This window comes from Mangrovibacterium sp. (assembly GCF_059905295.1).
The window spans coordinates 1-12,553 of the sequence record NZ_JBZQJF010000339.1 but is presented as its reverse complement, the minus strand read 5'-3'; the positions used below and the strand labels follow the sequence as shown (position 1 = coordinate 12,553).

General features: G+C 41.7%; 9 protein-coding genes. 6 read left to right on the top strand and 3 right to left on the bottom strand.

Features of this window, described 5'->3' with window-relative positions; all coding sequences use genetic code 11:
- Window positions 1-494 precede the first annotated feature (494 nt).
- From AC37HE_RS17165 to AC37HE_RS17150, 4 genes are all read left to right on the top strand, one after another.
- Window positions 495-1,325: a sulfide/dihydroorotate dehydrogenase-like FAD/NAD-binding protein gene (locus tag AC37HE_RS17165; protein ID WP_500784343.1), complete on the top strand. Its 831-nt coding sequence runs from the start codon at window positions 495-497 to the stop codon at window positions 1,323-1,325.
- 2 nt (window positions 1,326-1,327) lie between these two features.
- Window positions 1,328-2,797 (top strand): NADPH-dependent glutamate synthase, encoded by a 1,470-nt coding sequence (gene gltA, locus AC37HE_RS17160; RefSeq protein ID WP_500784342.1) that lies wholly within the window; start codon window positions 1,328-1,330, stop codon window positions 2,795-2,797.
- A gap of 70 nt (window positions 2,798-2,867) precedes the next feature.
- Entirely contained in the window at window positions 2,868-3,854 is a 987-nt protein-coding gene (locus AC37HE_RS17155) for a dihydroorotate dehydrogenase-like protein (RefSeq protein ID WP_500784341.1), read from the top strand.
- Between the two features lie 75 nt (window positions 3,855-3,929).
- Complete coding sequence (locus AC37HE_RS17150) at window positions 3,930-6,338, top strand: LysM peptidoglycan-binding domain-containing protein (RefSeq protein WP_500784340.1); 2,409 nt, start codon at window positions 3,930-3,932, stop codon at window positions 6,336-6,338.
- A 277-nt stretch (window positions 6,339-6,615) separates the two neighbouring features.
- On the opposite strand, the gene pyk is transcribed toward AC37HE_RS17150, so the two are convergent.
- Both pyk and aroQ read right to left on the bottom strand, forming a co-directional pair.
- Window positions 6,616-8,040, bottom strand: coding sequence for a pyruvate kinase (gene pyk / locus AC37HE_RS17145; RefSeq protein WP_500784339.1), 1,425 nt, complete (start codon window positions 8,038-8,040; stop codon window positions 6,616-6,618).
- Window positions 8,041-8,136: 96 nt separating this feature from the next.
- Window positions 8,137-8,556 carry a type II 3-dehydroquinate dehydratase gene (gene aroQ / locus AC37HE_RS17140; protein ID WP_500784338.1) on the bottom strand — a complete coding sequence of 140 codons (420 nt, stop codon included), beginning with the start codon at window positions 8,554-8,556 and terminating at the stop codon, window positions 8,137-8,139.
- A gap of 171 nt (window positions 8,557-8,727) precedes the next feature.
- On the opposite strand from aroQ, the gene xerD reads away from it, so the two are divergent.
- Complete coding sequence (gene xerD, locus AC37HE_RS17135) at window positions 8,728-9,627, top strand: site-specific tyrosine recombinase XerD (protein ID WP_500784337.1); 900 nt, start codon at window positions 8,728-8,730, stop codon at window positions 9,625-9,627.
- Between the two features lie 208 nt (window positions 9,628-9,835).
- Window positions 9,836-11,452 (top strand): phosphoenolpyruvate carboxykinase (ATP), encoded by a 1,617-nt coding sequence (gene pckA, locus AC37HE_RS17130; protein WP_500784336.1) that lies wholly within the window; start codon window positions 9,836-9,838, stop codon window positions 11,450-11,452.
- A gap of 62 nt (window positions 11,453-11,514) precedes the next feature.
- On the opposite strand, the gene AC37HE_RS17125 is transcribed toward pckA, so the two are convergent.
- Window positions 11,515-12,553: sodium ion-translocating decarboxylase subunit beta (locus tag AC37HE_RS17125; protein ID WP_500784335.1), on the bottom strand; the 1,039-nt coding region annotated here is incomplete at its 5' end.

Here is a 12,553-nt window from a genome sequence, read left to right as displayed (position 1 = left end):
GCAAGACAGGGGCGGTAAGCTTTGTCGTAAATATTGGATATTCTGCATTATCCATTTTCAAAGGGGGCAAGGGCCAAGCCAGTATTACGCATGAGATGCGAAGTACTTTGTCATCTATTGGGGATTAATCAATATTATTGGATCACTTGATTACTGGATTGAAAGAGCTGCAAGTCGACTCAAATTCCAGGTTTTTAATTCCAAATTTCAAAAGGGAGCAACCAGCAACCAATAACTCGAAACTTGAATAACCGAAAAAGACCGAGAATTGCACTTTCTTACTTTTACATTTCTTATTGGTTATTCGATATTTTTCATTTTCAGAGGTCAGGGCTAAGCTGTCCAATGGCATAAATATAGTTCAGGGCTCTTAAGGGAGGTAAACAAAGGCTTTAGTTTTAATTTCTGTTGAAAAATAGCTTGAAGTTAAGGTTTCTTGCGGCTACAGTATTATTTTTGCAGATCAAACTAAGATCGCTAACAGACATTATTGAATGAACGAAATTATTAAGGTTGAATCGTTTTCGGAGAATGTGGTGAAGCTGGTGGTTAAGTCGCCGCGTATCGCTCGTTCCCGCAAACCTGGTCATTTCATTATATTGCGCATCGACGAGCATGGCGAGCGTATTCCGTTAACTATTGCTGCAGCCGATGAAAAGGCCGGAACTATTACGCTGGTTGCCCAAAAAGTGGGTGTAACATCAACCCGGCTTTGCGAGATGAAACCCGGTGAGAAAATACTGGATTTGGTAGGTCCTTTGGGAAAAGCTACGCACATTGAGAAAGTGGGAACGGTACTTGCTTGCGGCGGTGGTGTAGGGGTGGCCCCCCTGTTGCCAATTGTTGAAGGTTTTAAGAAAGCCGGAAACCGGGTGATAACCATTTTGGCTGCCCGTAGTAAAGATTTGATCATCCTCGAGGATGAAATCCGAAAATGGTCGGATGAGGTTATTGTGATGACCGATGACGGTTCGTATGGCCGTAAAGGGCTGGTTACAGCCGGTGCCGAAGAAGTAATTAAGCGCGAAAAGGTTGATGAGTGTATCGCCATTGGCCCGGCAGTGATGATGAAATTTACTTCCTTGCTGACCAAAAAATACGAGATCCCGACTCAAGCCAGCCTGAATGCCATCATGGTTGACGGTACAGGCATGTGTGGCGCTTGCAGGGTGAGTGTAGGCGGTCAAACCCGCTTCACTTGTGTAGATGGCCCCGAATTCGATGCCCATCAAATTGATTTTGATGAATTAATGCTTCGTTTGGGAGGTTATAAGGAAGAAGAAAAGGAAGCTTTTGAACGTTATCATCAATCTGTAAATGCCTAATCATGCAGGAATACCTCAAACAACAACGTGAACAAGCGTGGCGGGTAGAGCTGCGTGGGAAAATTAAGAATAAAGAGCGTGGCGAGATGGTTCGCGTGAAAATGCCGGAGATGAAACCGGAAGTGCGGGTTTGTTATCAGAACCGCGAAGTAAACAAGGGACTAACTGTAGAGCAAGCCGTAAAAGAAGCACAGCGTTGTATGGACTGTGTAAACCCGACTTGTATTGAAGGTTGCCCGGTGAGCATTAATATCCCGAAATTTGTCAAGAATATTGAGCGCGGCGAATTCATTGAAGCCGCCAAAACATTGAAAGAAACATCGGCTCTGCCAGCTGTTTGTGGTCGTGTATGTCCGCAGGAAAAGCAGTGCGAAGCCAATTGTTTCTATACTTTAAAATTGAAGAAAGATCCGGTAGCGATTGGTTACCTGGAGCGTTTTGCGGCCGACTTTGAACGCGAAAGCGGACAAATGACGGTGCCCGAAACAGCTCCTAAAAATGGTCTTAAGGTTGCAGCAATCGGATCAGGTCCCGCGTCATTAGCCTTTGCAGGCGATATGATTAAGCTGGGCTACGATGTTACCGTATTTGAAGCACTGCACGAAATTGGTGGCGTGTTGAAATACGGAATTCCGGAATTCCGTTTGCCGAACAAGATTGTCGATGTTGAATTGGCCAACCTGGAAAAAATGGGCGTTCGCTTCGAGCGTAATTTTATCGTAGGTCGCACTGCCAGTTTCGATGATCTGAAGGAAGAAGGATACAAGGCTTTCTTTGTTGCCAGTGGTGCCGGATTGCCTCGTTTTATGAATATTCCGGGTGAAAACTACAACGGAATTCTCTCGTCTAATGAATACCTGACCCGGGTAAATCTGATGAATGCCTCGGATCCGGACTTTGATACCCCGGTATTAAGAGGCAAGAATGTTGCCGTAATTGGCGGTGGTAATACGGCTATGGACTCCGTTCGTACTGCCAAACGTTTAGGTGCCGATCGGTCTATGATCATTTACCGTCGTTCGCGTGAGGAAATGCCGGCTCGTGTGGAAGAAATTCACCACGCAGAGGAAGAGGGAATAGAATTCATCAACCTGGCCAACCCCACACAGTACTTTGCCGACGATAAAGGACGGGTAAATCGCATGCGCGTTCAGCGGATGGAACTGGGAGAACCCGATGCATCAGGCCGCCGTCGTCCGGTTGTGATCGAAGGCTCGGAATACGATATCGCTGTTGATGTCGTGGTTGTCGCAGTTGGTGTATCACCTAATCCATTGGTCCCGTCCGAGTTGCCTCAGTTAAAGGTGAGCCGTTGGGGAACCATCGAGGTGGATCCGGAAACCATGCAAAGTTCGATGCCTGAATTATTTGCCGGCGGCGATATTGTACGCGGTGGAGCTACGGTAATTTTGGCCATGGGCGATGGACGCCGGGCTGCTGCAGGTATGCACAAATACCTGCAAGGAAATTAAAAAGCAGCAGGTTTTTTGACCTGTTGTCTGTTATTCAATTAAAAACTGATACGAACTAAATACAAATCACATGGCGAATTTGTCAACCCGTTTCTTTGGCTTGGACTTAAAAAGCCCCATTATCGCTGGAAGCAGCAGCTTAACTGCAAAAGTTGATCAAATTGAGAAAATAGCAAAAGCCGGTGCTGGTGCGGTGGTGTTGAAATCGCTGTTTGAAGAAGAAATTCATTTACAGTTTGAAACTGAATTGAATTCACCAAAAGAGCTTGCTCCTGATCCGGAGTACCTCGATTATTTCGACTATGTCATTAAAGAAGAAAGCCTGAAACGCTATCTGAAGTTGATTGCGGATGCGAAAAAGGTTGCCGATATTCCGGTTGTAGCAAGTGTAAACTGTACCACTTCAACCGAATGGGTACAGTTTGCCCGTAAAATTGAAGAAGCCGGAGCCGATGCTTTAGAGCTGAATCTATTCATTGTTCCATCGAACGAGAATAAAAGTCATTCTGCGAACGAGCACTTCTACTTCGATACTGTTACGAAAGTGTTGGATGTGGTGAACATCCCGGTTTCGGTAAAAATCAGTCATTACTTTTCGAACCTGGCCAAAGTGGTTAGCGAATTATCGCATACCGGTATTGCCGGTATAACCTTGTTCAACCGCTTTTATTCGCCCGATATTGATATTGATGCCGAAGATTTGGTGCCTGCTGAAATTCTGAGCAGTGGAAACGAATACTTGCTGCCATTGCGCTGGACGGGTATTTTGAGTCCAAAATCAGCTTGCCCTCTAGCGGGAACAACCGGTGTACTTAAGGCAGAAACAGCTATTAAGTTCTTGTTGGCCGGAGCTAATGCGGTGCAAATCGCATCTGTTATTTATGAGAAAGGTCCTGAGGTAATTGAGAAATTCAATGACCAGATTAGTCAGTGGATGGACAAAAAAGGCTATGAAACAATCGAAGAGTTTAAAGGTAAATTGTGCCTGAAAACGAAGCAGATTGATGCTTGGGAACGGGTTCAGTTTATGAATTACTTTGGAGGTTTTAGTTATTAGGTTTTATTTTGTTGTCTACGGCACATTTGTTGCGGTGGCGGAAGAACAAACCAGCAAACATTGAAAAGATACCACATGAAATATTCCCTTTTGCTATCAGGCCTACTCTTGTGCGGCTTTTTTGCCGTTGCACAACCAGCGCCGTCAGCACAACAGTATGTTAGCTATACCGTGAAACAGGGTGAGACCCTATATTCGCTAAGTAAAGCTTTCGACCTGAGTCAGTCTGACTTGATCGCTGCCAATCCGGCATTAAAGAATGGCTTAAAATCGGGGCAGCTGTTGCATATTCCTGTTCCGGAAAAACCATTGGCTCAGGAAGAGCTGCCTTCATTTCTGACCTATAAAGTAAAAAAAGGGAATACCCTGCATTATATTGCCAATCGCTTTGGGGTTACTGTTGAAGATATTCTGAAATATAATCCGCAGGCACGCAATGGTATTCGCAAGAAAGATGTGTTGCGCATACCGGATCGGGCTGACCTGGAACGTATCCGCCGAAAAGCAGATACAGTTCGCAAAATTGATTTGGCAAAGGAACCCGAAACGGTCAATCATATTGTGAAACCCGGAGAAACCCTGTATGGTATTTCGCGTCAGCATAAGGTGGCTATTTCAGACATTATCAAATTAAACCCGAAAGCCGGGGAACGTTTGGCCGTTGGTATGACGCTGAAGATTCCTGTACAACAGGAGCAGCCGGGAACTGCGGTAACAGCTGAAGAGGCCACATCGGGAGATAATATGGCGGTAGAGCCGGGATCATTTTTTGTGCATTTGGTACAAAGCGGGGAGACTTTCTGGAGTTTAGAGCAAAAATATAATGCTACCCAGGAAGAATTGGAGGCCTATAACCCGGTGTTAAAAGAAGGATTAAAAACTGGCTTGCGTATTCGCATTCCGTATAAGAATGTTCCTGATTTTAAAGTAGTGCCGGAAGATAAGAGTGCTTTCGATAAGTATACCGTTCAGCGTGGTGAAACCGTGTATGGTTTGGCTAAACGATTTAAATTAAGTATTGCCGAATTGAAACAGGTGAATCCGGTGCTGGAATATCGTGGTCTGGTAGAAGGTGAAACCATCCTGATACCCAGGGAAGAACAAAAACAAGCAAGTGCAGAAACGCCCAACGCAGATCAACAAGCTACTTTCACGTATTCGAATCCAACGTCTGATGATCAGCAGGGAGAGGAAAATTACCGCTATTCGGTAGCTTTTAGTCCTGAAGATGCTCCGGCCGTTTGCCAACCGAACCCGGCGGCTCGTTTTGAGAAATTCGATGTCGCCTTGTTGTTGCCTTTATATCTGGATGCCAACGATACCGTTAATCGTGTACGCGTGTTGCCGGATCCTAAAGCTCCTGATTACGAAGATCAGTTGGCGATGATGACTGACTCATTTCGAATCCGGGATAATCGAATTGTTTATCCCCGTTCGGAAAGCTTCCTCGAATTTTATGAAGGAGTTTTATTAGCTGTCGATAGTATGAAACAGGCTGGAATGAACGTAACCTTGCATGTTTTCGACACCAACCAGAGTGCTGCAACGATTAATTCTATCCTATATCAACCAGGTTTCAGAGATGTTGATTTGATTATCGGTCCGGTATTTCCGGAGCTGCAAGGACCTGTTGCTGATTATGCGAAAGCTCGTGGTATTCCAATGATTTCTCCGCTTTCATCATCGGGAAATTTGGAGAATACTAATCCGTATTATTTCAAGATTAATCCAACGAAAGAATACCTAATTCAGAAGACTTCAGACTATATAGCTGACGAGTATTTCGATAAAAACCTTGTTGTATTATCGATGGGGAATTACCAACATTTGCCCGAAGCACAGCTAGTTGATCGAACTCGAGAGAAGTTTTTCTTTTCGCCCTATCGCGATCAAAGCAAGCAGGTGATGTTCCATGAATATAACCTGGAAAGCGAAGGATCGCTGGGACTTTCCCGTATTTTGCAGAAAGATCAGGATAATGTCTTTATCATTCCATCGGCTACCGAAGCACAGGTTAGTGTAGCAGTTACTAATTTGAATGCCGCTGCTGAAAACTATCCTGTAACATTGATCGGATTGTCAAACTTTCAGCGTTATAAAAGTATTCAAACAGAGTATTACCATCATGTACGGATGAATTTGTTGAGTCCGTATTATGTGGATTATAAGTCGCCGCTTGTAAATCGTTTTATTTCGAAATTCAGAAGTAATTATAGTGAAGAACCCTCGCAATTTAGCTACCAGGGCTACGATGTAGCGTTCTATTTTATGTCGGCTTTATTTGACTATGGTAAAGATTTCATCGGATGTTTACCTTATCATCATGCCGACTTGACACAGGGGGAATTTCAGTTTGAAAAAGTTAACCGGGATGGTGGCTACATGAACGGAGGCTTATTTATTCTGAAATATGAACCTGATTATTCCATTCGAATGAAAGGAATAATAGGGCGACCGCTTTACCAGATAAGCGGCACAAACTAAAGGGAAAGGGGAATAGGCAAAAGCTTATTCCCCTTTTCTTTGAATTATTTTCTAGATCAATCCATTTGTTGGTTCGGCATTTAGGAAATCAAGACATGGGTGTCTTGATTTCCTAAATTAATCCTTTCTGTGATGTGTTTAATTCAGTTTGTTGTCAAGCCAAATGACTGGTATTTCTTTCAATAGAACACAAAAAAACCGTCCGGGTACTCCGAACGGTTTAATATTGTAAGCTAATGTCAGGCAGATATGCCAAACATTTAATTTGCTTTTCGACTTAGATGTCTTCTTTCTTTGTCAACATGTTAACAGTTGAAATTTCAAGGAAAGTAGAACCACCACCGATACCGAAGCTTCCTCCTACGTAAACGATTTGATCGTCTTCTTGAAGTGTGCCTTTTTCAGTAAGTGATTTTAAACAGTTACGAACCATTTTGAATTTGTCTTTCTTCGGCTCAATCACATCAGCGTAAACACCATACGAAAGTGAAAGAATACGAGCAACATGAGGCTCATAACACTGTGCATAAACCGGTTTAGATCCACGGAATGCAGCTAAATAGCGTGCTGTTCTTCCTGTTTTTGTGTTGGTAACAATTGCTTTGCTCGACAATTCCTTTGAAGCCTGGATAGCAGCTTCTGCCAAAAATGCAGGAATTTCATCTTCTACCAAAGGAATTGCAATATCATTACGCTTGTCTTTGCTTTGCTCAACTTCGTTAGCAATGCTGTTCATAGTTCTTACAGCTTCAATAGGGTAGTTACCATAAGCAGTTTCACCACTAAGCATAATTGCATCGGCACGAGAGAAGATTGCGTTGGCAACATCACTCACTTCTGCACGGGTTGGACGTGGGTTATCAATCATGGTATGCAACATTTGAGTTGCTACGATAACCGGTTTTTTACGTTCAACACATTTTCTGATTAGTTGACGTTGAATTCCAGGAATTTTTTGAGCAGGAATTTCAATACCCAGGTCACCACGGGCAACCATCACACCATAAGCATGATCCAAAATTTCATCGATATTTTCTACACCATCCAGGTTTTCGATTTTTGCGATGATTTTGATCGGGCTGTTGTATTCGTCAAGAATCTTTTGAACAGCTAAAACGTCAGCTGCATTACGAACAAAAGAGTGAGCAATAAAGTCAACACCTAGTTCTGCAGAGAATTTGATGAATGCTTCATCTTTCGCAGAAATTGAAGGTAATTGAACTGTGAATCCAGGAGTGTTCACACTTTTCTTATTCTTGATTTTTCCTTTGTTGTCTACACGACAAAGAACAAAGTCAGCCTCTTTTTCAACAACAGTCAATGCTGTTTCTCCATCGTCAATCAGGATTTGTTTACCTACTGGGATTTCGATGTGCATTTTGTCGTAAGAAACGCCAAAGAATGGACGTCCGGCTTCACTTTTTTCACGGTTAAGACCAGATACTTCAACGATGTCTCCTTCAGCAACCACAATTGGTTCATCAATACCTGTAGTACGGATTTCCGGACCTTTGGTATCAACCAAAATAGCGATTTTATCAGAAACAGAACGTACGTTGTCGATCAACGGTTTTGCTGAATCAGGAGTCATGTGAGCGGTGTTCATACGAACAACGTTCATACCGGATTCATGCAGGGTTTTTAAGAACTCATGATCACATCTTAGATCAGAGATTGTAGCTACGATTTTTGTGTGTTTCATTTTTCGAACGATATAAATATATGGGGCTTCAAAAGTAGCAATTTTATTGAAGTGTTCTAAAACATTTCAATAAGGAGGCAATAATTAAACACAACGTTAATTTTTAATGAAACTTTCAATTCCCAGGCGATATGAATCCAACCCAAAACCCATGATGCTTCCCTTGCAAACCGGACCAATGAGCGATTCATGCCTGAAATTTTCACGGGTGAGAATATTCGAAATATGTACTTCAACGACAGGGGTATTTACGCCGGCAATTGCATCCCGAATTGCCACTGATGTATGAGTGTATGCACCGGCATTAATTACAATACCATCATAACTAAAACCAACTTCATGAATCTTGTTGATCAGTTCCCCTTCAACATTCGATTGGTAATATTCCAATTCGATATTGGGATATTTGCTTACTAATTCATTGTAATATGTTTCGAAACATGTATCTCCGTAGATTCCTTTCTCTCTCTTGCCTAACAGGTTCAAATTAGGTCCATTGATTAACAATATTTTCATTTTTATTTCACTTTTTTAAAAAATATAGTAACTTTATCGATCCAGAATCGTATTGAAAATTATGTAATCTTGGGGAAGAAACTACTTTTCAGTTGATTGCTGGCTGTGAGACTCTTTTGAAGGGTCAAAATTATTGCATTTTGTTCGTACAAAAAAATTAATTTTTTTATTATGAAATGGGAAGATAGTAAAAAAGGATTTGAGACGTTTCTGAGATTGGAGAAATCACTTTCTCAGAATTCGATTGCTGCGTACATCAATGATATCAATAAGTTGATGGCGTTTTTAGATGAAAATTTCAAGCGTTTAACGCCGGAGAAAGTTCGGATTAATCACTTACGAAATTTCATCGAGTACATTAATGATCGCGGAGTTAGCCCACGTACGCAAGCTCGTACAATTTCGGGTATTAAATCATTCTTTAAGTATTTGCTTATGGAAGGAAAAATTAACAGCGATCCTACGACTCTGCTAGAATCACCAAAAATTGGGCGTAAACTTCCGGATGTTTTAACTATGGAAGAAATTGACCTGATTATTGATGGTGTTGATTTGGCCAAAGCAGAAGGACAGCGAAACAAGGCGATGTTAGAGACTTTGTACAGTTGTGGTTTGCGGGTGTCTGAATTGGTAAACTTAAAAGTGACGAACTTATTTTTCGACCAGGGCTTTATAAAAGTTGAAGGTAAAGCTGAGAAAGAGCGGCTGGTGCCTGTAAGCTCTAAAGCTATCGAAGAAATTACGAAATATTTGCACGGTTATCGTAAAACATTAAAAATTAGCCCGGAGAGTGAGAATGTATTATTCTTAAATAGAAGAGGTAAGAAATTGAGCCGTGTAATGATTTTCACAATTATTAAAAACCTGGCTGAAAAGGTTGGTTTGAACAAGAAAATCAGTCCTCATACTTTCCGTCACTCATTTGCAACTCATTTAATTTCAGGTGGAGCTGATTTAAGAGCCGTTCAGGAAATGTTAGGCCACGAATCTATTTTGACAACTGAAATTTATACGCATTTGGATCGGGATTATTTGAAAAATACAATTACACATTTCCATCCGCGCTCTTAGTTTGCTATAAAATAAAATACAAGGAAAAACAGGAAAAGTATTCTCTGATTATATGTTCTTTAAGACAGCATTTTCTAAAAATGCTGTCTTTTTTTTTATTAGCTTGCTAAGAACTTGATAAACAGGCTTACTTACAAGCATATCGTTCTAATAGTATTGAAATAACATCAGGAAAGATGTTTTATATAAATTTCTTAACTCATTTAATATGAAAAGATTAGATTTATCAAATTATGGCATTCAAAATGCCAAGGAGATCATTTATAACCCATCTTACGAGTTACTATTTAAGGAGGAGACTGAGCCCGGTTTAAGCGGGTTCGAGAAGGGGACGGTTACAGAGTTAGGAGCGGTTAATGTTATGACGGGAGTCTTTACCGGAAGATCTCCAAAAGATAAGTATATCGTTTACGACGATACGACTAAAGACACAATTTGGTGGACCTCGGATGAAGTGCCAAATGACAATAAGCCACTTTCGCCCCAGGTGTGGTCCGAGTTAAAATATTTAGTAGCCAATCAATTATCGGGGAAGAAGCTTTATGTGATGGATACTTTTTGCGGGGCAAATCCAGATACACGTTTGAAGGTACGCTTTATCGTTGAAGTAGCCTGGCAGGCTCACTTTGTCAAAAATATGTTTATAAGACCTACTGAGGAAGAATTGGAAAATTACGGAGAACCTGATTTTGTTGTTTTGACCGGTTCTAAAACGACCAATCCGAATTGGCAGGAGCAGGGTATGCACTCCGAGAACTTCACTGTTTTTAATTTAACAGAAAAGATGCAGGTGATTGGTGGTACATGGTATGGTGGGGAAATGAAAAAAGGGATTTTCTCCATGATGAATTACTATCTGCCGCTAAAAGAGATTGCTTCGATGCACTGTTCTGCAAATGTTGGCAAGGATGGAGATACCGCAATCTTCTTTGGGCTTTCTGGGACAGGAAAAACGACCTTATCAACCGATCCTCATCGAAAATTGATTGGTGACGATGAACATGGTTGGGATGATGAAGGCATATTTAATTTTGAGGGTGGATGTTATGCCAAGACTATTCGACTGGATAAAGAGTCGGAACCGGATATTTACCATGCAATTAAGCGAAATGCGCTTTTGGAGAATGTAACAGTTGACGAAGGTGGAAAGCTCGATTTTAATGATGCATCGGTAACCGAGAATACCCGGGTTTCCTATCCTATTTATCACATTGACAATATCGTGAAACCGGTATCCAAAGCCGGACATGCTCATAAGGTGATTTTCCTTTCAGCAGATGCTTTTGGTGTTTTACCTCCGGTCTCAAAGTTGACTCCGGAACAAACAAAATATCATTTTCTATCTGGTTTCACAGCTAAACTGGCTGGTACAGAGAGAGGAATTGATGATCCTCTACCAACGTTTTCAGCTTGCTTTGGTTCAGCCTTTTTAAGTCTTCATCCAACAAAGTACGGAGAAGAGCTAATTAAGCGCATGGAGCAAAATAATGCTAAAGCCTACCTCGTTAATACCGGATGGAATGGAACCGGAAAGCGCATCTCCATAAAAGATACAAGGGCTATCATTGATGCAATTCTGGATGGTTCAATAGAACAAGCTGAATCCAAAACAATCCCGATTTTTGATTTGGAAGTCCCAATTGCATTGCATGATGTTGATCCGGGAATTTTAGATCCTCGTGACACTTATAAAAACAAAGATAAGTGGCATGAAAAGGCGATTCACTTAGCTGAACTTTTTATCGCGAATTTTAAAGATTATACCGATAACGAGGAAGGGCGAAAACTCGTGAAAGCTGGACCGCACATTGAGATGGTTCGGTAAAAAAATAAGAGCTTCCCAATTGGGAAGCTCTTATTTTTTATGCTTGAAATTATAAGGGTCTCTTACATCAAGAAACTTAGCAGGATACCGGCTGCAATTGCAGAACCGATTACGCCAGCTACGTTAGGCCCCATCGCATGCATTAGCAAGTAGTTTGTTTTGTCGTATTCCAAACCAATTACTTGTGATACGCGGGCACTGTCAGGAACAGCTGATACTCCGGCATTACCGATCAGCGGGTTGATTTTGTTTCCTTCTTTCAGGAATAGGTTGATAAACTTCACGAACAATACACCTGCTGCTGTTGCAATGACAAACGAGAACGCACCTAACACAAAAATACCGATTGATTTCATGGTCAGGAAAGTCGTTGCTTGCGTTGACGCACCTACCGTTAAACCTAACAAAATTGTTACGATATCGATCAACGGTCCTTTTGCTGTATCTGCCAAGCGTTTTGTTACACCACTTTCTTTTAATAGGTTACCAAAGAAAAGCATACCTAGAAGTGGTAAACCACTTGGAACAATGAATGTGGTGAGAAGCATCCCGGATATGGCAAAGATCAGCTTTTCCTTTTTGGAAACTGCACGTGGTGGTTTCATCCGGATTACGCGTTCCTTTTTGGAAGTTAGCAGTCGCATAATTGGCGGTTGAATAACCGGAACCAATGCCATATATGAGTAGGCCGAGATAGCAATTGCACCCATCAGGTCCGGTGCCAATTTCGATGAAATAAAGATTGCAGTAGGACCATCAGCACCACCGATAATACCAATTGCACCAGCTTCAGTTGGACTGAATCCAAAAGCTAATGCAGTACAATAGGCACCAAAAATACCAAATTGAGCAGCAGCACCAATTAAGATCAACTTTGGATTTGAGATCAAGGCTGAGAAGTCAGTCATCGCTCCAATACCAAGGAAGATCAGAGGAGGATAGATCCCTTGTGCTACACCAAAGTATAAATAGTTGAGTACACTACCTGATTCATAAATACCAATTTTAAAGCCAGGCGTGAAAGCAATATTGCCGACAATAATACCGAATCCGATCGGTATAAGCAGCATGGGCTCAAATTCTTTAGCAATTGCCAAATAG